The sequence below is a fragment of the Kosakonia pseudosacchari genome, from assembly GCF_900184035.1.
Classification (GTDB): domain Bacteria; phylum Pseudomonadota; class Gammaproteobacteria; order Enterobacterales; family Enterobacteriaceae; genus Kosakonia; species Kosakonia pseudosacchari.
In genome coordinates this window covers 243,706-262,667 of sequence record NZ_FXWP01000025.1, presented here as the reverse complement: position 1 = coordinate 262,667, position 18,962 = coordinate 243,706, and the positions used below count along the sequence as shown (strand labels likewise).

General features: G+C 52.6%; 23 protein-coding genes and 1 tRNA gene. 13 read left to right on the top strand and 11 right to left on the bottom strand.

All coding sequences use genetic code 11. The features are described from left to right. The first annotated feature begins 222 nt into the window (after positions 1 to 222). The 6 genes from BN2591_RS19840 to BN2591_RS19815 all read left to right on the top strand — a co-directional run bounded on the left by BN2591_RS19840 (position 223) and on the right by BN2591_RS19815 (position 3,086). On the top strand, positions 223 to 1,371 hold the full coding sequence (locus BN2591_RS19840; protein WP_086873544.1) for a PAAR domain-containing protein: 1,149 nt from the start codon (positions 223 to 225) through the stop codon (positions 1,369 to 1,371). Continuing rightward, positions 1,364 to 1,633 (top strand): hypothetical protein, encoded by a 270-nt coding sequence (locus BN2591_RS19835; protein ID WP_244173039.1) that lies wholly within the window; start codon positions 1,364 to 1,366, stop codon positions 1,631 to 1,633. Before BN2591_RS19840 ends, BN2591_RS19835 begins: the two co-directional genes overlap by 8 nt. Before the next feature lie 271 nt (positions 1,634 to 1,904). Beyond that, positions 1,905 to 2,102 carry a hypothetical protein gene (locus tag BN2591_RS24515; RefSeq protein ID WP_159457505.1) on the top strand — a complete coding sequence of 66 codons (198 nt, stop codon included), beginning with the start codon at positions 1,905 to 1,907 and terminating at the stop codon, positions 2,100 to 2,102. Then, entirely contained in the window at positions 2,086 to 2,358 is a 273-nt protein-coding gene (locus tag BN2591_RS19825; protein ID WP_086873541.1) for a hypothetical protein, read from the top strand. Before BN2591_RS24515 ends, BN2591_RS19825 begins: the two co-directional genes overlap by 17 nt. 271 nt (positions 2,359 to 2,629) lie before the next feature. Further along, the gene (locus BN2591_RS24510) at positions 2,630 to 2,827 is read left to right on the top strand and encodes a hypothetical protein (RefSeq protein WP_159457504.1); all 198 of its coding nucleotides are present in this window, start codon (positions 2,630 to 2,632) and stop codon (positions 2,825 to 2,827) included. Next, positions 2,811 to 3,086: a hypothetical protein gene (locus BN2591_RS19815; protein ID WP_086873539.1), complete on the top strand. Its 276-nt coding sequence runs from the start codon at positions 2,811 to 2,813 to the stop codon at positions 3,084 to 3,086. Before BN2591_RS24510 ends, BN2591_RS19815 begins: the two co-directional genes overlap by 17 nt. Positions 3,087 to 3,272: 186 nt before the next feature. On the opposite strand, the gene BN2591_RS19810 is transcribed toward BN2591_RS19815, so the two are convergent. Then, a tRNA-Gly gene (locus BN2591_RS19810) sits at positions 3,273 to 3,346 on the bottom strand. 201 nt (positions 3,347 to 3,547) lie between these two features. On the opposite strand from BN2591_RS19810, the gene BN2591_RS19805 reads away from it, so the two are divergent. Continuing rightward, positions 3,548 to 3,964: a hypothetical protein gene (locus BN2591_RS19805; RefSeq protein ID WP_086873538.1), complete on the top strand. Its 417-nt coding sequence runs from the start codon at positions 3,548 to 3,550 to the stop codon at positions 3,962 to 3,964. A gap of 54 nt (positions 3,965 to 4,018) precedes the next feature. Here BN2591_RS19805 and actS read toward each other — a convergent pair whose 3' ends face one another. Then, positions 4,019 to 4,753: an amidase activator ActS gene (actS, locus tag BN2591_RS19800; RefSeq protein ID WP_097400864.1), complete on the bottom strand. Its 735-nt coding sequence runs from the start codon at positions 4,751 to 4,753 to the stop codon at positions 4,019 to 4,021. 65 nt (positions 4,754 to 4,818) lie between these two features. Then, positions 4,819 to 5,718, bottom strand: a complete 900-nt coding sequence (locus BN2591_RS19795; RefSeq protein ID WP_086873536.1) for a LysR family transcriptional regulator — start codon at positions 5,716 to 5,718, stop codon at positions 4,819 to 4,821. A 218-nt stretch (positions 5,719 to 5,936) separates the two neighbouring features. On the opposite strand from BN2591_RS19795, the gene BN2591_RS19790 reads away from it, so the two are divergent. The 4 genes from BN2591_RS19790 (at position 5,937) to idi (ending at position 9,428) form a co-directional block, all read left to right on the top strand. Next, positions 5,937 to 7,430, top strand: a complete 1,494-nt coding sequence (locus BN2591_RS19790) for a UbiD family decarboxylase (protein ID WP_086873535.1) — start codon at positions 5,937 to 5,939, stop codon at positions 7,428 to 7,430. Positions 7,431 to 7,440: 10 nt separating this feature from the next. Then, the gene (locus BN2591_RS19785) at positions 7,441 to 8,028 is read left to right on the top strand and encodes a UbiX family flavin prenyltransferase (RefSeq protein ID WP_086873534.1); all 588 of its coding nucleotides are present in this window, start codon (positions 7,441 to 7,443) and stop codon (positions 8,026 to 8,028) included. 15 nt (positions 8,029 to 8,043) lie between these two features. Further along, the gene (locus BN2591_RS19780; RefSeq protein ID WP_020455126.1) at positions 8,044 to 8,760 is read left to right on the top strand and encodes a DUF554 domain-containing protein; all 717 of its coding nucleotides are present in this window, start codon (positions 8,044 to 8,046) and stop codon (positions 8,758 to 8,760) included. A 116-nt stretch (positions 8,761 to 8,876) separates the two neighbouring features. Then, positions 8,877 to 9,428 carry an isopentenyl-diphosphate Delta-isomerase gene (gene idi, locus BN2591_RS19775; RefSeq protein WP_086873533.1) on the top strand — a complete coding sequence of 184 codons (552 nt, stop codon included), beginning with the start codon at positions 8,877 to 8,879 and terminating at the stop codon, positions 9,426 to 9,428. Positions 9,429 to 9,476: 48 nt separating this feature from the next. Here idi and lysS read toward each other — a convergent pair whose 3' ends face one another. From lysS to xerD, 5 genes are all read right to left on the bottom strand, one after another. After that, positions 9,477 to 10,994, bottom strand: a complete 1,518-nt coding sequence (gene lysS / locus BN2591_RS19770) for a lysine--tRNA ligase (protein ID WP_086873532.1) — start codon at positions 10,992 to 10,994, stop codon at positions 9,477 to 9,479. 9 nt (positions 10,995 to 11,003) lie between these two features. Continuing rightward, positions 11,004 to 12,102 (bottom strand): peptide chain release factor 2 gene (gene prfB / locus BN2591_RS19765; RefSeq protein WP_096325398.1). Its coding sequence is split into 2 segments (ribosomal slippage): positions 11,004 to 12,026 and positions 12,028 to 12,102, totalling 1,098 coding nucleotides; the frame shifts between segments, so codons are not numbered across the junction. 91 nt (positions 12,103 to 12,193) lie between these two features. Beyond that, entirely contained in the window at positions 12,194 to 13,927 is a 1,734-nt protein-coding gene (recJ, locus tag BN2591_RS19760; RefSeq protein WP_086873531.1) for a single-stranded-DNA-specific exonuclease RecJ, read from the bottom strand. A 5-nt stretch (positions 13,928 to 13,932) separates the two neighbouring features. Next, complete coding sequence (dsbC, locus tag BN2591_RS19755) at positions 13,933 to 14,646, bottom strand: bifunctional protein-disulfide isomerase/oxidoreductase DsbC (protein ID WP_086873530.1); 714 nt, start codon at positions 14,644 to 14,646, stop codon at positions 13,933 to 13,935. 24 nt (positions 14,647 to 14,670) lie between these two features. Then, on the bottom strand, positions 14,671 to 15,567 hold the full coding sequence (gene xerD / locus BN2591_RS19750; RefSeq protein WP_086873529.1) for a site-specific tyrosine recombinase XerD: 897 nt from the start codon (positions 15,565 to 15,567) through the stop codon (positions 14,671 to 14,673). Between the two features lie 99 nt (positions 15,568 to 15,666). Here xerD and fldB point away from each other — a divergent pair, with 99 nt between their 5' ends. Then, the gene (fldB, locus tag BN2591_RS19745; RefSeq protein ID WP_086873528.1) at positions 15,667 to 16,188 is read left to right on the top strand and encodes a flavodoxin FldB; all 522 of its coding nucleotides are present in this window, start codon (positions 15,667 to 15,669) and stop codon (positions 16,186 to 16,188) included. A 12-nt stretch (positions 16,189 to 16,200) separates the two neighbouring features. Here fldB and BN2591_RS19740 read toward each other — a convergent pair whose 3' ends face one another. Together BN2591_RS19740 and sdhE are read right to left on the bottom strand one after the other, a co-directional pair. Continuing rightward, the gene (locus tag BN2591_RS19740; protein ID WP_086873527.1) at positions 16,201 to 16,617 is read right to left on the bottom strand and encodes a protein YgfX; all 417 of its coding nucleotides are present in this window, start codon (positions 16,615 to 16,617) and stop codon (positions 16,201 to 16,203) included. Next, complete coding sequence (gene sdhE / locus BN2591_RS19735; protein ID WP_017457616.1) at positions 16,598 to 16,864, bottom strand: FAD assembly factor SdhE; 267 nt, start codon at positions 16,862 to 16,864, stop codon at positions 16,598 to 16,600. Before sdhE ends, BN2591_RS19740 begins: the two co-directional genes overlap by 20 nt. Positions 16,865 to 17,111: 247 nt before the next feature. Between sdhE and ygfZ the strand changes: the two genes are divergently transcribed. Then, positions 17,112 to 18,095 (top strand): tRNA-modifying protein YgfZ, encoded by a 984-nt coding sequence (ygfZ, locus tag BN2591_RS19730; RefSeq protein WP_086873526.1) that lies wholly within the window; start codon positions 17,112 to 17,114, stop codon positions 18,093 to 18,095. A 61-nt stretch (positions 18,096 to 18,156) separates the two neighbouring features. Here the strand turns inward: ygfZ and trhA are convergent, their stop codons facing one another. After that, the gene (gene trhA / locus BN2591_RS19725) at positions 18,157 to 18,816 is read right to left on the bottom strand and encodes a PAQR family membrane homeostasis protein TrhA (protein ID WP_086873525.1); all 660 of its coding nucleotides are present in this window, start codon (positions 18,814 to 18,816) and stop codon (positions 18,157 to 18,159) included. Positions 18,817 to 18,962 lie beyond the last annotated feature (146 nt).

Below are 18,962 nucleotides of genomic sequence, written 5' to 3'. Positions count from 1 at the left end.
GTTTGTAGAATAATCACCCGTCAGAATGGTGAAAAAACTAAATTCAGCGGAGAGAAATATCATGAGGCAATAACTGACAATAGGCGCCGCTATTGTAGATTCATCAGCCAGTTGTTTGGACGGCACGATGAATGATTATCTGAATGTTTTTTATGAAATGAACAAGTGAGTTGCAATGCTTTTATAAATATCCCAGCTAACAAATTCATTAAGGATGATGCTATGCCAACGGGTTATTTTCTACGTATTGGCGATAAGACAACATGCGGCGGTCATATTCTTTCAGGCTCTCCGCATCATAGTTTTGGCGGAATGGCGACCGCGAGGAATGGCGATTCCGTATCCTGTGGTAAAGATGGAAAGATCTACCACATCGCGGGTGGCATACCCGATTACTGGATTTATGGCGTTGCAGCAGCAGGGACTTTGCATAGCCGAAGTACATGCCCTTGTAGAGCAAGATTTATTTCATCATTTCCAAATGCCTCTTATTGGCTTGAAGAAGCAAAACCAGTTAAAGCTGATGCTGTTCCGCTGGTTGCAGTCACTCCTCCTCAACCTGCAAAAATTCCAGAACCTGAACAATTTGCACAAGCGGTGAAGAAGAAAAATAAGTTTGCTGACACCTGTGAACCCGAAAATAATCCGCTATTGAACGGCGTTTATATCTGGACTGAAATCACTGAAACCGGGCACGCTTTTGTTTCCGTGCATGAAAATAATGTTGTTAACCTTTACACCTATGGCAGATACGGAAGAACTGGCGGGCCAATTGAAACGACAGGTGACGGCATTCTCGATTTTATGAAAGGCGAAGATGCGAGGGAGTACTACAGAAAGGAGCTTTACGAAAATAATGCCCGCGTTTTTAACATCAATGACGCAAGCATACCGAAAACCCGCGCTTTCTTTGAAAATTTGTGGGAAAAGGGGACAAAGCCTGTGGGGATAAAAGAAAACAGCGTTACAGATCGAACAGGTCACTCAATTGACTCCTACGATGTAACAGGAAGAAACTGCACAACCCACACAGTAGCTGGCATAAAAGCAGCGGGCTCGACGATCTTTGATACAAGCTACAATTCAAAGAGCACTCAGCTCCCTATTGAAGCAGAAGAGTATTTTGCCATACCCGTATCATTGCAAAATCATCTTCTCGCTAAAAGCCGAAACCTAAAGTCTATGGCAGTTGTTGAAGTTACTGACGAGTTTAAAAAACAGTATCCGAACATAAACGGACAACATGTATCTCCAGAAGGAATCAAAGGTAAAGCTAAACGCTTCGCCGCAGAAACATTGTCTTCAATAGGCTCGATTTCCCCATACTCAGGCGCGAATGTTGGTGGAATTCTTGGAGAATATGATGAGTAATTTAACGAAAACCATTCTTCGATGGGGCGGGATAGTCGCAGTATCACTTTGCTACTTTATTACACTGATAGCATCAACCTTCGCTTACAGTGCATTCAGTGAACGGGAAAGTGTGCAGTTTTATGGCCCAATCCCATTAAAAGAATACAAAGCATCAATAGACTCGCTCATGCAAGCCACTGATGGCGTTTTTAGTGTCGCCCTCTTTGGCTTTGCGATCTGTGTCCCGCTGATCTTAATTATCTTTAAAACGGTACGATAATGAATAAGAAATACTGGATTAGGTGGACGAGTATCGCGCTCATCTGCGTTGCGTATTACGTTATCGTGCTTTACTTCGATCTTGTATTCGCAGTGAACTTTTCAGAAACAGTAAGCCAGGGATGGGATTTTACACCGTCTCAGTTGGCCAGGTTTGTTATGGGGCTATCGCAAAATCCCTATGATTTGGCGTTAGCCTTTATTGTGGGTTTCGCTGTCTGCATCTCATTGTTCTTTCTCATCTTCAAGAAAGTGAGATTGAGATGCCCTTAATGCTTGTCGTTGAGATGACGGTTGTGTTCAAAAAACAGTATCCAAATTCAGGTCACTTGCAATCATACCAGGAAACTTCCGGCGGTATGGTTGAGCATGTTTTAGCACAAGGTGCAGCCACTGGAGATTCATTATCTCCCTATTCCGGCGGTACTGTAGGCGGTGTATTAAGGGGATATTATGACAATGACGAGTAGAACTAAAACCATTCTCCGGTGGGGAGGGATTTGTATTGTCTGCCTGGGTTACTTCCTTGGGTTGTTTGTCGCCTCACAAGCATTCACTATTTTCTCTGAAAATCAGACTCTTGTTTCAAACCCTGTTCCATTAAAAGAGCATTACCTGGCGATTGATTCACTTATGCAAGCTACAAACGTCGTTTATAACGCCGCCTTTTTTGGCTTTGCGATCTGTGTCCCTCTCATCCTACTTATCTTTAAAAAGATAAGATGATGAATAAGAAGTACCGGATCAGGTGGGCGAGTATCGCGCTTATTTGCGTTGCTTATTACGTTATCGTGCTTTATTTCGATCTTGTCTTCTCCGTTAACTTTTCAGAAACAGTAAGCCAGGGGTGGGATTTTACGCCCTCTCAGTTGACCTGGTTTGTTATGGGGCGATCGCAAAATCCCCATGATATGGCGTTAGCCTTTATTGTGGGTTTCGCTGTCTGCATCTCGTTGTCCTTTCTCATCTTCAAGAAAGTGAGATTGAGATGTCCTCAATGCTTGTCGTTGAGATGACGTTTGCGTTCAAAGAACAGTATCCAAATTCAGGTCACTTGCAATCATTTCAGGAAACTTCAGGCGGTATGGTTGAGCATGTTTTAGCACAAGGTGCAGCCACTGGAGATTCATTATCTCCCTATTCCGGCTGTACTGAGGGCGGTGTATTAAGGGGATATTATGACAATGAAGAGTAGAACTAAAACTATTCTCCGGTGGAGCGGAATCAGCATTGTATCGTTTTGCTATTTTATTGGTTTGGCGCTGGCTACATTCTCATTTTCTGCATTCAGCGAGAGTGAAAGTATGCAGTTTTCTAATCCTGTACCATTGAATGAGTACCATGCTTCCATTGATTCTATCCTTCAAGCCACAGGCATAGTTTTTGATGCAGCAATTTATCGCTTTGCAATCTGTGTCCCGCTTATCCTGCTCATCTTCAAGAAAGTGAGATGACCGCCAACGGCTGGAGAGATCCAGCCTTTCCCTTTCTTACTGAATTTAGACACTACAAGCTTAATGCCAGTTGGTGGTGCGTTATTCAGCCAGGGCGATCAAAAACAACTTACGCTTAGTCATTTTTTTGACAGCTAAATACATTCAAAGCAATGTTGGCGGTGTTTTGTAACAAGGAAGGAATTCTGGAGCGGGCGAAGGGAATCGAACCCTCGTATAGAGCTTGGGAAGCTCTCGTTCTACCATTGAACTACGCCCGCATTGAGATGCGACAGGCATTATAACCTCTTAGCGCGTGAGAGCAAGGCGAGTTTGTGGGTAACTGCTGGAGTTTTAAGCAATTAATCTTCACCGGTGTAGCGCCCTCATTTTGTTGCGAAAATTAGGACAACATAACCTCCCGCGTTACGTTTTCGGGCATAGCATAGCCCCGTTGTTCCCACTCATTTCAGAGAATCGCTATGAACGCTAAGCCGTTGGTTTTGGGATTGATTATTTTTGCGGGCTCGTTGAATACTGCACTGGCGGATAGCTGCCAATCCAACATTTTTGGCGGGCAAGATTGCCGCTATGACGATGGCACAACCTCCAGTAGCCGGGCCAATATTTTCGGCGGGCAGGATACCAGGTACAGCGACGGAAGAACGACAACCAGCCGAGCCAATATCTTTGGTGGGCAAGATACAACCTCCAGTGACGGAACATCATCCAGCAGCAGAGCGAATATCTTTGGCGGCCAGGACATCGATTACAGCGACGGTAGTCATTCGAGCAGCCGGGCCAACATTTTCGACGGCCAGGATACTAACTACAGCAACGGTAAGTCATCAACCAGCCGCGCGAATATCTTCGGCGGCCAGGATACGCACAACAATTAGTTCCAGACTTACTCTCAAGCTAACAGGCCGGGCGACTGCCTGTTAGCTTTCTCATCAGCATTTCGGCGGGCTGCCCTGAGGTGGTAAATAACGCAGCGGATCGATAGCCGTCGCCTTATAGCGCAACTGGAAGTGTAAGCGCACGGAATCCGCGTCGCTGCTGCCCATAGTGGCGATCTTCTGACCGGCTTTCACACTCTGCCCGTTATTGACCAGCAGCGTGTCGTTGTGCGCGTAAGCGGTAATGTACTCTTCGCTGTGCTTAATCATGATCAAGTTACCGTAGCCGCGCAGCTGATTGCCAACATAGACCACCTTCCCGGCGCCGGAGGCATAAACCGGTTGACCGCGTGTACCGGCGATATCAATGCCTTTGTTCCCGCCGTCAGACGTGGAATAAGTCATGATGACTTTCCCGGTGGTCGGCCAGCGCCAGCAGCGTTGCCCTACCGGCGGCCACGACGAGAGCGGAACCTGTGAGGAAGGCACCACTTTCGCGGTTTTTGTGCCGGATTTTGTCGAGGATGAGGCGGTTTTCGACGCGCCATTCACTTTCAGTCGCTGCCCCACTTCAATGGTGTACGGCGGCGAAATACCGTTCATGCTGGCGAGATCTTTTACGCTGGTGCCGGTAAGACGGGATATGCGATACAGCGTATCGCCCCGCTTCACCGTATACACGGAGCCGGAATAAGTAGCGTTACTTCCGGCGCAGCTCGCCAGCAGCAAACTAATTGCCAGGCATATGACAATACGAAACGGGCTTTTCGTCAGGCATCCTGCGCGCAAAACAGATCCTCGAATAGAATAAATGGCGACATATCATACCAGCCACTCGCCGGTTGCTAAACCCTTCAAACGGAGTTGCGCGGAATCGGATAGCCCTGCGCGATAATTTCCATTATCTCCGGCAGATAAGGAGTGGAGGGCATCTTCACCAACGCCGGGTAAAACACTTGCGGTGAGGGAAACACATCCACCACATGGCAATGACTGAGTTTACGGGCGTCGACTTCCGATGACGGCAGCAGCGTTGCGGCGGCGAGACCGGACTCCAGCCACTCCAGGATCACCCCCGGCTGGGTGATGTGCATAATCACCTTCGGGTTACCACCCGCTTTACGAAACAGATCGATCAGCATCTCGTAAGTACCGGCGTCTTTTGCCCGGTGCAGCAGCACCAGCGGAAACGCTGCCAGCGCCTGGTAATCAAATGGACTAACAGGAGCTTGCGCCAGGCACTGCTTACTGATCACCGCCACCAGCCGCACCGGATCAAATGAGACATAATCGAAACCTTCGCTACGATAAGGCCGCTGGATCATCGCCAGATCAATCGTGCCTTCATTGAGCATGGTTTCTAAATGGCTGGAATCGGTAACGGATATATTAATTTCAGCGTCAGGGTGGCGCTTATAAAGCTCCAGTAATAACGGTTTAAAATAGGATTGAAAAAGATGGGTTAAGCCGAGTCTTAGCTGGAATTTTTCTTTATTGGCAATTGCTACAGTTTCCCGTGCCGTATCTTCAACCTGACGTAATATTTCACAGGCTTTACGATAAAGAAAATAACCAGCTTCGGTGGGTTCTATTCGATTTCCCTGCCGCAAAAATAAGGAAACCTGTAACTCTTCTTCCAGTTCCTGGATCCGTTTACTGAGCGGCGGCTGCGCCATATTCAGTACTTTCGCCGCCTGGCTTACGGAGCCCTGCTCTACCACACGGCAAAAATAACGCAATCTTTTCAAATCCATACCGCTTTTCTCCGCTATACCTGAGCGCTCAGTATCACACCTGGTGTAAAAAAGGAAAAGCACGACGTTTTACGCCATTTATCAACCTGAATTTAACATTCCGATAAAGAGTACTTTTTTGATCTGGTCTGCCTCAGGAAAACGGTATTTGTTTAATCACCACAGGAAAAATAAGGTAACGGCAGTCAGTAAATTCCCATCCAAAAATGGAAAAGACCATGTCAAATAGCAAAAATAATAATGCCAGCGGCGTTTGCGATTTACGTTCTGCTCTTGAATTACTCAAAACATTGCCCGGCGAATATGTAGAAACCGACACCGAAGTGGATCCGCACGCGGAACTCTCCGGGGTTTATCGTTATGTTGGCGCAGGCGGAACCTGCCAGCGTCCAACGCGGAAAAATGGCCCGGTAATGGTGTTTAACAAGGTGAAAGGTTTTCAGGATATCAGCGTCGCGATTGGCCTCAACGGTTCCCGTAAACGCGTCAGCCATTTCCTCAACTGCGCACCGGAAAAACTCGGCCACTTGCTGAAAGACTCGGTGCAAAACCCGATTCCGCCAGTGCTGATCGAGGACCACGCGGTGTGCCAGGAAGTGGTGCATCTGGCAAGCGATGCGAATTTCGATCTGCGCAAATTGCTACCTGCGCCAACAAACACCGAAGAAGATGCTGGCCCGTACATCACCATGGGGCTGTGCTACGCCTCTGATCCAGAAACGCGAGAATCCGATATCACCATTCACCGCCTGTGCGTGCAGAGCCGCGATGAGCTGTCGATGTGGCTGACTCCGGGTCGCCATATCGACGCATTCCGCATGAAAGCGGAAGCTGCAGGGAAACCCCTGCCGATCTCCATCAGTATCGGTGTCGATCCGGCAATTGAAATTGCCGCCTGCTTTGAGCCGCCGACCACGCCGCTGGGTTATGACGAGCTGAGCGTTGCCGGCGCGCTACGCGGGCATGCCGTGGAAATGGTGCAGTGTAAAACCATCAACGAACGCGCCATTGCCCATGCGGAAATCGTTATTGAAGGCGAACTGCTGCCGCACGTACGTCTGCGTGAAGATCAGAACACCGATACCGGCAAAGCGATGCCTGAATTTCCTGGCTACACCGGCGAAGCCAAAGAAGCTCTGCCGGTTATCAAAGTGAAAGCGGTAACCCATCGCTATAACCCCATCTGGCGCACCACGGTTGGACCGGGCGAAGAACACGTCAATATGGCAGGTATTCCAACCGAAGCCAGCATCCTTGATATGGTAGGTCGCGCCATGCCGGGCAAACTTCTTAACGTCTTCGCGCACTCAGCGGGTGGCGGCAAACTGCTGGCGGTGATGCAATTCAAAAAATTCTCGCCTGCGGATGAAGGCCGTCAACGCCAGGCCGCGCTGCTGGCGTTCTCCGCGTTCCCGGAACTGAAACACGTGATTCTGGTTGATGAAGATGTCGACATTTTCGACAGCGACGATGTGCTGTGGGCGATGCAAACCCGTTATCAGGGCGATGTCGATACCGTCACCATTCCCGGCGTACGTTGCCATCCGCTCGATCCATCGCAGGTACCGGAATACAGCCCGAGCATTTTGCAGCAGGGCATGTCCTGCAAAACCATCTTTGACTGTACGGTGCCGTTCCATCTGAAAAGCCACTTTGAACGCTCGAAATTCAAAGCGGTGGATGTGAAACGCTTCCTGCCAGATTTCGAATAAGGGGGCCGGTGTGACCACATCACAACGTATCATTGTCGGCATTAGCGGCGCTTCCGGTTTTCAGTATGGCGTCAAAGCACTTGAGCTTTTACGCGAGCAGCCGCTGGAAGTCCATTTGGTTGTCTCGAAAGGGGCGGAAAAAACCTGTGCGCTGGAGACAGATTACCGGCTGGATGAGGTGATGGCGCTTGCGGATGTGGTGCATTCTGTCGGCAATCTTGGGGCTGCCATTTCCAGCGGATCGTATAAAACCATCGGCATGCTGGTGGCGCCCTGCTCCATGCGAACGCTGGGATCTATCGCCAACTGCCTGACGGATAATCTGCTAACCCGTGCCGCCGACGTGGTGCTAAAAGAGCGCCGCCGTCTGGTGCTGCTGGCACGCGAAACGCCGCTTAACCTCGGCCATATTCGCAATATGCAGGCAGTGACGGAAATGGGCGGGATTATTTTCCCGCCGGTACCGGCGCTCTACCAGCGCCCGCAATCCACTGATGAGATCATTACCCACAGCGTCAGCCGTGCGCTGGATCTGTTTGGTATTGATGTGAAAAATATCCCGCGCTGGGGCGAGGGAAACCTCGATCATCACGCGTAACGTGCAGGAAATATTATGTTAATCGGTCCTTATGTGAACGGCGCCGCCGTCATTGTTGGTGGTCTGCTCGGCTCACTGGTTGGTACGCGCATTCCCGAACGCGTGAAAGTGGCGCTGCCGCTGACATTTGGTTTGTGCTCCGTCGGTCTGGGTATCAATCTCGTTATTAAAGTGAAATTTATGCCCGCCGTGGTGCTGGCGATGGTGATAGGCGCGGTAATCGGCGAAGCGTTTTTCCTCGAAAAACAGATCGGCAAAGCGGCCGGCACCACGCGCGGTTTAATCAACCGTATTTTCCCACCGGTCCAGGGCCTTACCCATGATGAATTCACCGAGAAGTTCGTCGCCATACTGGTGCTGTTTTGCGCCAGCGGCACGGGGATTTTCGGTGCGATGCATGAAGGCATGACCGGCGATCCTTCGATTTTGTATATCAAGACGGTGCTGGATCTGTTCACGGCGGCTATTTTTGCCACCATGCTCGGCTTCTCGGTAATGACTATCGGTATTCCGCTGATCATCGTCCAGGTGGCGCTGGCCACGCTCGCGGTCTTTATCCTGCATATGATCACCCCGGATATGATGGGCGACTTCTCCTGTGCGGGCGGTTTAATCATGGTGGCGACCGGGCTGCGAATTTGTAATATCAAGCCCTTTCCGGTGGCGAACATGCTTCCCGGTCTGGTGCTGGTGATGCCCTTTTCCGCTCTCTGGGCCACTCTTTTTGCCTGAGCCTCGGATATACTAGCGTTTGCCCGGTGGCGCTGTGCCTGGCAGGTCCGTGAGATCGCGTTCTCCCGGTAAGTCACGCATAGCGCCACCCGGCGTTGTTAGGTTCGGGAGTCGTTATGGTTATTCAAGAACACGTTATTTTGCTTAACGACCAGGGAGAGGTTCTCGGCACGCAGGAAAAGTACGCCGCGCACACATCACATACACCGCTGCATCTGGCTTTCTCCTCCTGGCTTTTTCGTCCGACAGGCGAATGTCTGGTCACCCGCCGCGCGATGAGTAAAAAAGCCTGGCCTGGCGTCTGGACCAACTCAGTTTGCGGACATCCGCAAATGGGTGAAACCATTGAACAGGCGATTGTCCGCCGCTGCCGCTACGAAGTGGGTGCCGACATCGCCACTATCACCGCCATCGCACCGGGTTTTCGCTATCGCGAAACCGATCCTTCGGGCATTGTCGAAAATGAGATCTGCCCGGTTTTTGCCGCAGAGATCGTATCGCCGCTTGAAATAAACAGTGATGAAGTGATGGAGTATCAGTGGGTTAAACTGGACGCGTTGTTGCACGCGCTCAACGCCGCGCCCTGGGCTTTCAGCCCGTGGATGGCGGCAGAAGCCGCAAGCGCGGCGCAGCAGTTACGGCAATTTGCCGCAGAATTAGCGCAATAAAAAAGCCCCGACGCGACAAACGCCGGGGCTTTTTTTATCGCTGAGCGATTATTTCACCGGACGCATCGCCGGGAACAGGATCACATCACGAATGGTGTGGCTGTTGGTGAACAGCATCACCATACGGTCGATACCAATACCCAGACCGGCAGTCGGCGGTAAGCCGTGTTCCAGCGCGGTTACGTAGTCTTCGTCGAAGAACATGGCTTCGTCGTCACCTGCCGCTTTCGCATCAACCTGCTCCTGGAAGCGTTGCGCCTGATCTTCAGCGTCGTTCAGCTCGCTAAAGCCGTTACCGATTTCACGCCCGCCAATGAAGAACTCAAAGCGATCGGTGATTTCCGGGTTCTGATCGTTGCGACGCGCCAGCGGCGAAACTTCCGCCGGGTATTCGGTAATGAAGGTCGGCTGGATCAAGTGCGCTTCGGCCACTTCTTCGAAGATCTCCGTGACGATACGGCCCAGACCCCAGCTCTTCTCAACCTTGATACCAATGCTTTCAGCAATCGCTTTCGCGCTGTCGAAGTTATCCAGATCCGCCATGTTGGTTTCCGGGCGGTATTTCTTGATCGCTTCGCGCATGGTCAGTTTTTCGAACGGCTTGCCAAAATCAAACACGTCGTCGCCGTACGGCACTTCGGTTTTGCCGAGAATATTCTGCGCCAGCGTACGGAACAGCGATTCGGTCAGCTCGATCAGATCTTTATAATCCGCGTACGCCATATAGAGTTCCATCATGGTGAACTCAGGGTTGTGACGAACGGAGATACCTTCGTTACGGAAGTTACGGTTGATTTCGAACACGCGCTCGAAGCCGCCAACCACCAGACGCTTGAGGTACAGTTCCGGCGCGATACGCAGGTACATGTCGAGATCCAGCGCGTTATGGTGAGTGATAAACGGACGCGCAGAGGCACCGCCCGGGATCACCTGCATCATCGGCGTTTCCACTTCCATAAAGTCGCGGCCGACCATGAACTGGCGAATACCGGCCAGGATCTGCGAACGCACTTTGAAAGTGTTGCGGGATTCATCATTCGAGATGAGATCCAGGTAACGCTGACGATAGCGCGCTTCCTGATCCTGCAAACCGTGGAATTTGTCCGGCAGCGGGCGCAGCGCTTTGGTCAGCAGACGCAGCTCGGTGCAATGGATAGAGAGTTCGCCGGTCTTGGTCTTGAACAGCTTGCCGCGCGCGCCGAGGATATCGCCGAGATCCCATTTTTTGAACTGCTCGTTGTAGATGCCTTCCGCCAGATCGTCACGAGAAACATACAACTGAATGCGCCCCCCCATGTCCTGCAGGGTTACGAAAGAGGCTTTACCCATGATGCGGCGGGTCATCATACGGCCCGCAACGGCAACTTCGATGCCCAGCGCTTCCAGCTCTTCGTTCTCTTTAGCATCGAATTGTGCGTGCAGCTTGTCAGAGGTATGGTCGCGACGGAAATCGTTCGGGAACGCCACGCCATGCTCACGCAGTTGCGCCAGCTTCTCGCGGCGAGTTTTCAGTTCATTATTAAGATCGACTGCCGCGTCAGCGCCTTGTGCTTGTTGTTCAGACATGTTGGTTCCTCATAACCCTGCTTTCAAACTTGCTTCGATAAATTGATCCAGGCTGCCGTCCAGCACCGCCTGCGTGTTACGGGTTTCAACCCCGGTGCGCAGATCTTTAATGCGGGAATCATCCAGGACATAAGAGCGGATCTGGCTGCCCCAGCCGATGTCCGATTTGGTGTCTTCCATCGCCTGTTTCTCAGCATTTTTCTTCTGCATTTCCAGTTCATAAAGCTTCGCTTTCATCTGCTTCATGGCCTGGTCTTTGTTCTTATGCTGGGAGCGGTCGTTCTGGCACTGCGTGACCAGCCCGGTTGGAATGTGGGTAATACGCACCGCGGATTCCGTACGGTTTACGTGCTGACCGCCCGCGCCGGATGCGCGATAAACGTCAATGCGCAGGTCCGCCGGGTTGATTTCGATATCAATATCGTCGTCCACTTCCGGGTAGACAAAGGCGGAGCTAAACGAGGTGTGGCGACGGCCGCCTGAATCGAACGGGCTCTTACGCACCAGGCGATGAACGCCGGTTTCGGTACGCAGCCAGCCGTAGGCGTAATCACCGATGATCTTAATGGTGACGGATTTAATGCCGGCAACTTCACCTTCGGACTCTTCGATGATCTCGGTTTTAAAGCCACGAGCTTCCGCCCAGCGCAGGTACATGCGCATTAACATGCTCGCCCAGTCCTGCGCTTCGGTGCCGCCGGAACCTGCCTGAATATCCAGGTAGCAGTCGGCGCTGTCGTACTCGCCAGAGAACATGCGGCGGAACTCCAGCTGCGCCAGTTTCTCTTCCAGCACATCCAGTTCAGCGACCGCTTCGTTAAAGGTCTCTTCGTCTTCGGCTTCAACCGCCAGATCCAGCAGGCCGCTGACATCTTCCAGCCCCTGACGCATTTGATCCAGCGTATCAACGATAGCTTCGAGTGAGGAACGCTCTTTGCCCAGCGCCTGTGCGCGCTCAGGTTCGTTCCACACGTCCGGCTGTTCCAGCTCGGCGTTTACTTCTTCCAGACGCTCTTTCTTGGCGTCATAGTCAAAGATACCCCCTAAGAACGTCGGAGCGCTCCGTGAGGTCCTGAATACGATTTTTTACCGGGTTAATTTCAAACATGGTCTGATTTCTTTTAATGGACTAGTCAAAATGCGGTGATAAGGGCGGAAGTTTACCGGATTCCCGCCCTGTTTTATAGCGAATACTGGCGCTAAAGTGGCCAGAGATGCTCGATGATCAGCTGTACGCTACGATTGCCGCGAAACTCGTTCACATCCAGTTTATAAGCAATATTTACCTGCCGCACACCGTTATCCGGCCAGCAAGTGGTATCGACGTTAAAAGCGATTCCATCAAGCAGTGGACCGCCGCCAACCGGCTCCAGCATCACCTTGAGATGACGCTCACCCACCAGCCGCTGCTGCAGCAGGCGAAACTCGCCGTCAAACAGTGGTTCCGGGAACATTTGCCCCCAGGGACCCGCTTCTCGCAGCATCTCCGCGACTTCCAGCGTCATCTCCTGCGCCGACAACGGGCCGTCAGAAATAATCTCACCTTGTAATAACGCCGGATCCAGCCATTCTGTCACCAGCTCGCCAAAACGCTGGCGGAACTCGTCAAAACGGTTTTCTTCCAGCGTCAAACCGGCCGCCATTGCGTGACCGCCGAATTTGAGCATCATGCCCGGAAACAGCATATCCAGACGCTCCAGCGCATCGCGCATATGCAGCCCCTGAATCGAACGCCCCGAACCTTTCAGCACGCCGTCTCCGGCTGGCGCAAAGGCGATCACCGGGCGGTGAAAGCGCTCTTTAATGCGCGAAGCGAGGATACCGACCACCCCCTGATGCCACTCGGGATGGTACATCGCTAAGCCGCCGGGCAGCGTTTCGCCGCTGCGCTCAAGCTGCTCGCACAGCGTCAGGGCTTCGGCCTGCATCCCCTGCTCAATCTCTTTGCGCGTCTGGTTCAACGCGTCGAGATCGCTGGCCAACTGACGTGCTTCGCCAAGGTTATCGCACAGTAACAGCGCAACCCCCACCGACATATCGTCCAGCCTGCCCGCCGCGTTAAGGCGCGGCCCGAGCGCAAAACCGAGATCGCTTGCTGCCAGCTTTTGCGCATCGCGGTTGGCAATTTCCAGCAGCGCCTTGATGCCCGGACGGCAGCGCCCGGCGCGAATGCGGCTGAGCCCTTGCCAGGTCAGAATGCGGTTATTGGCATCCAGTGGCACCACGTCCGCCACCGTTCCCAGCGCCACCAAATCAAGCAGGTCCGCCAGATTTGGCATCGCCAGGCCGCGCGCCTCAAACCAGCCGCTGTCACGCAGAAAAGCGCGCAGCGCCAGCATCAGATAGAACGCAACACCAACCCCGGCCAGCGACTTCGACGGAAAATCGCAGTCGCGCAAATTAGGGTTAACAATCGCTTCGGCATCGGGCAACGTGTCACCAGGCAGGTGGTGATCGGTTACCACCACCGGGATCCCCAGTTCATGAGCCCGCGCCACGCCTGCATGTGAAGAGATGCCGTTATCCACCGTCAGGATGAGCTGCGCGCCGCGCGCATGCGCTTGATCGACCACTTCCGGGCTAAGCCCATAGCCGTCATCAAAACGGTTCGGCACCAGGTAACTGACATTTTCACAACCGAGCGCACGCAAGGCCAGCACGCTGAGGGCGGTACTGGTGGCGCCATCCGCATCGAAATCGCCCACCACAATAATGCGCAGCCCTTCACGCAAAGCGTTGTAAAGCTGCGCCACAGCTTCATCGATACCGGTAAGTTGTTGCCACGGCAGCATACCTTTAACGCTGCGCTCCAGTTCACTGGCCGTGCGCACACCGCGGCTGGCGTATAAGCGACGCAGCAGCGGCGGCAAGTCTTCGGCCAGTTCTGCTGCGTCATCCACCTCACGGCGGCGAAGTTGTATCTGAGCTTTCACGCGAATTATTTACCGCCGGTCGCTTTTTGATGTTGGTCGAGGAAGGCTTTCATTTCGGCCGGAGCCTGATACCCCGGAACGAGGTAGCCGTCATTCAGCACGATCGCTGGCGTACCGTTGACGCCAAACTGCACGCCCAGCGCGTAATGGTTGGCAATGTCGATATCACAGCTGGCCGGTTTCACATCTTTACCTTCCATCGCATTATCGAAGGCTTTTTTAGGATCTTTTGCACACCAGATAGCCTTCATCTGGTTTTCAACTTCGCTTGGCACACCCTGGCGCGGGAAGGCAAGGTAACGCACGGTGATGCCGAGCGCGTTGTAGTCTGCCATCTCGCTGTGCAGCTTCTGGCAGTAACCACATGTGATATCGGTAAACACGGTGATGACATGTTTTTCCTGCGGCGCTTTGTAGACAATCATCTCTTTTTCCAGCGCGTTCAGATGCGGTAACAGCATCTTCGTGGTGACGTTTACAGGCTGCGCGCCGCTGACATCGTACATCGGGCCCTGGATGATATGTTTGCCGTCTTCGGTCACATACAGCACGCCGCTGTTGGTCAATACGGCCTTCATTCCGGCAACCGGCGCGGGCAGCACTTCGCCACTCTGTACACCCAATTTAGCCAGCGACTGTTTGATCGCCGCGTCATCGGCATGTACCGCGCCGCTAAACGCCGCCGCCAGCAGGGTGAACATCACTAAACCTTTTTTCATAACACATCCTTAGATTGTCAGCATTCACGCCCGCGGGTGATGCTGTTGATGAAGCTTGCGCAGTCGCTCGGTAGCGACATGCGTATAAATTTGCGTGGTCGATAAATCCTGGTGGCCTAAAAGCATTTGCACTACTCGCAGATCCGCGCCGTGGTTGAGCAGATGGGTGGCAAACGCATGGCGCAAAACGTGGGGCGAGAGCTTTTCACTGTCGATGCCCGCAAGCGCCGCATAGTGTTTGATGCGATGCCAGAAAGTCTGGCGCGTCATCTGCTGCGCGCGCTGGCTTGGAAACAGCACATCAATTGAAGCACCGTTAAGCAGCCAGGGGCGACCATGTTCCAGAAAGTTTTCGACCCAGTACACCGCCTCTTCGCCCAGCGGCACCAGGCGCTCTTTATTGCCTTTACCAATCACTCGCACCACGCCCTGACGCAGGCTGATATCACTCATCGTCAGGCCAACCAGTTCAGAGACGCGAAGGCCGGTCGCATACAACACCTCAAGCATCGCTTTATCGCGTAACTCCAGCGGTTGGTCAACCGCCGGCGCCTGCAAAAGCCTGCTCACCTGCGTTTCACTTAAGTCTTTCGGTAAACGTTGCGGCAATTTAGGTGATGCGAGCAATGCGCTGGGATCGTCGCTGCGTACTTTTTCCCGATAAAGGTACTGAAAGAAACGCCGCACGGCGCTAAGCAAGCGCGCCGAGCTGGTGGCCTTATAACCACCGCTCACCCTTTCAGCTAACAGCGCTTGTAAATCATCGCCTTGCGCTTTTTCCAGACTGCTGGCGTGGTGGTGCAACCACTCCACCACGCTTTTCAAATCACGGCGGTAAGCGTTTAGCGTATTTTCCGCCAGATTGTTCTCAAGCCAGAGAGCGTCGAGAAACTGTTCGATACGTGCGAGATCCTGTTCCATCCAGCGTCTCCTTTACTCAAACGCTGCATTATGCCTGATTGATGGACGATTCTGGTACACTGCGTAAAAAGACACATCAAGAATCGAGAAGTTTACGTTATGAATATCGGTCTGTTTTACGGTTCCAGCACCTGCTACACCGAGATGGCGGCAGAAAAAATCCGCGATATTATCGGCCCGGAACTGGTGACGCTGCACAACCTGAAAGATGATGCTCCCGCCCTGATGGAACAGTACGACGCGCTTATTCTGGGCATTCCAACCTGGGATTTCGGCGAGCTGCAGGAAGACTGGGAAGCGGTTTGGGATCAGCTTGATAACCTCAATCTCGACGGAAAAATCATCGCGCTGTATGGCATGGGCGATCAGCTCGGTTACGGCGAATGGTTCCTCGACGCACTCGGCATGCTCCACGACAAACTGGCCCCCAAAGGGGCGACATTCATTGGTTACTGGCCGACAGAAGGCTATGAATTTACCAGTAAAAAACCGGTCATTGCCGATGGGCAGCTCTTTGTCGGACTGGCGCTGGATGAGACCAATCAGTACGATCTAAGCGATGAACGTATTCAAGGCTGGTGCGAGCAAATACTGACGGAAATGGCGGAACGGCTCGGCTGAGCCATCCCCGCCTTAATGTAGCCCCTGCGCCGGATTTTGGGTGATCATCCGGCGTAGATCGCGCCACTCCTGCGAATCCATACTGTCTGCCGCCAGCCATAAATGCTGGCGCCGCCCGTCTTCCGCACGGCGTAATCGCAGCATCATGCCGCCGCGGATCATCCAGGGTGTACCGATAATATCCCACTCCACACCTTGCCAGCGCAGGCGGGAATCCATCAGCAGTTTGATCTCTCCGTGGCAGGCGTTGATCCGCCGCTGGCTGCGCACGCAGTCAAAAACCACCAGCGACAGCAGCAAAAGCCATAGCGGCGTATAGCTCAACGGCCAGGGCATAAAAAGAATGAACGCCGCCACCAGCCCGTGCAGTAATAACGAAATCCATTGCGCGCGCCATGAGACGCGTAAATCAGATTGCCACAGGACCACGATCCCGATTCCGTGTCTGAATTAACTGCACCATTCGCTGCAACTCCGCGTCCTGGGGTTTGCCATGATTCATCAACCAGTTGAATAAATCCGGATCATCACTCTCCAGCAGACGCACAAACACCTGTTTGTCGTGGTCACTGAGCGAGTCGTACTCGTGTTCAAAAAAAGGCATGATGGAGATATCGAGTTCGCGCATTCCGCGGCGACAGGCCCAATGGATACGGGCTTTATTATTAATATCCATGTTCTTCTCCCTTCATAGGCATGAGGGCCTATTGTAACGTGCTTTTAATATTCCTTTTGCGGAATATTTAGCTTCCCGGACCTGCTTCCAGAATAAATCGCATCGTCTGCAAAATTATCACAGTGCTGCGTAGCAGCCTCGCAATGCTCGCACAATGGCACAAATCGCATGCTTTATCGCTTGCATTGAACAATGGCTCTTTTACCATTAAGTACCAACACAGCGTTAAGCTAATCAGGACATTATTATGGCTTTTACTCCATTTCCTCCGCGCCAGCCGACCGCATCTGCCCGTCTGCCGCTGACGCTTATGACGCTCGATGACTGGGCGCTGGCAACCATTACCGGTGCGGATAGCGAGAAATACCTGCAGGGCCAGGTCACTGCTGACGTGTCGAAAATGGCAGCAGATCAGCATCTGCTGGCGGCGCATTGCGATTCTAAAGGCAAAATGTGGAGCAATATGCGGTTGTTTCACTATCAGGAAGGGTTTGCCTGGATTTTGCGCCGCAGCGTGCGTGAATCGCAACTTCGTGAACTGAAAAAGTACGCCGTTTTCTCAAAAGTCACTATCGCCGCAGATGACGAACATGTGCTGCTGGGCGTTGCTGGTTTTCAGGCTCGCGCCGCGCTGGCTAATCTCTTCACAACGCTGCCGGACAGCGAAAAGCAGGTTGTGCAGGAAGGGGAAACAACTCTCCTGTGGTTTGAACATCCGGGCGAGCGTTTCCTGCTGGTTACTGATGTCGCAACGGCAGAACAGGTGACGGAAAAACTACGTGGTGAAGCGCAGCTTAACAACAGCCAACAGTGGCTGGCGCTAAATATCGAAGCCGGGTTACCCGTGATTGATGAGCCAAACAGCGCGCAATTCATTCCGCAGGCAACCAACCTGCAGGCGTTGGGCGGCATCAGCTTCAAAAAAGGGTGTTATACCGGGCAAGAAATGGTTGCTCGCGCGAAATTCCGTGGTGCCAACAAGCGTGCGCTGTGGTACCTGGCAGGCGCTGCCAGCCGCACGCCGGAAGCGGGTGAAGATCTTGAGCTAAAAATGGGTGAAAACTGGCGTCGCACCGGTACGGTGCTGGCATCCACTCAGTTAGATGACGGCCGCGTGCTGGTTCAGGTCGTGATGAATAATGACATGGAACCAAACAGCGTGTTCCGCGTACGCGACGATGCCAATACATTAAGCATCGAGCCGCTGCCCTACTCGCTGGAAGAAGAATAATCCGCGTTAAAACAACTGCCATGCTATAGCCGGGCTGGCAAAAGCCGCCCGGCACTACTGCTTAAACTTGTCCGACATACAAATAGATCGCCAGGAAGTGACACACGCTGCCACCCAGCACAAAGCCGTGCCAGATCGCGTGATTATAGGGAATACGTTTACAGACGTAGAAAATGACGCCCAGCGAGTACACCAGCCCGCCGACAGCCAGCAGCGTCACGCCGCCCACCGATAACCGTGTCGCAAGCTGATAAATCACAATCAATGACAGCCAGCCCATTGTCAGGTATGTCACCAGCGACAACACCTTGAACCGGTGCGCAATGGTGAGCTTAAACAGGATCCCCAATAAGGCGAGGCTCCAGATAACAATCATCAGCCCACGCGCCAGCGGTGAATCCAGCCCGACCAGTAAAAAAGGCGTATAGGTTCCGGCAATCAGCAGATAAATGGCGCAGTGGTCAAATTTCTTTAACCATCTTTTTGCGCGCTGGTGCGGAATCGCATGGTACAGCGTGGAGGCGAGAAACAGCAGGATCATACTGCCGCCATAAAGCGCGTAGCTGGTAATCGCCGTCATACTGGCGTTGCTGTCTACCGCCTGAACCAGCAACAATACCAGGCCGACAATACCGAACACCAGCCCGATACCGTGGCTGATGCTGTTAGCAATTTCCTCTGCCAGTGTGTATCCCTGTGCGAATAAAGGTTTCTTAACCATGGTAACTCCGGGAAAACTCAAAAAAACGTCGCAACACTAGAGTAACTGAGAATGATTCCAGTGCACACCTGTACGCTAAAATAAATATCGTTGATGAATGTTTCATGACGTAGGCTGCATGCCATGAATGCGAAAGTCAGGGAAAC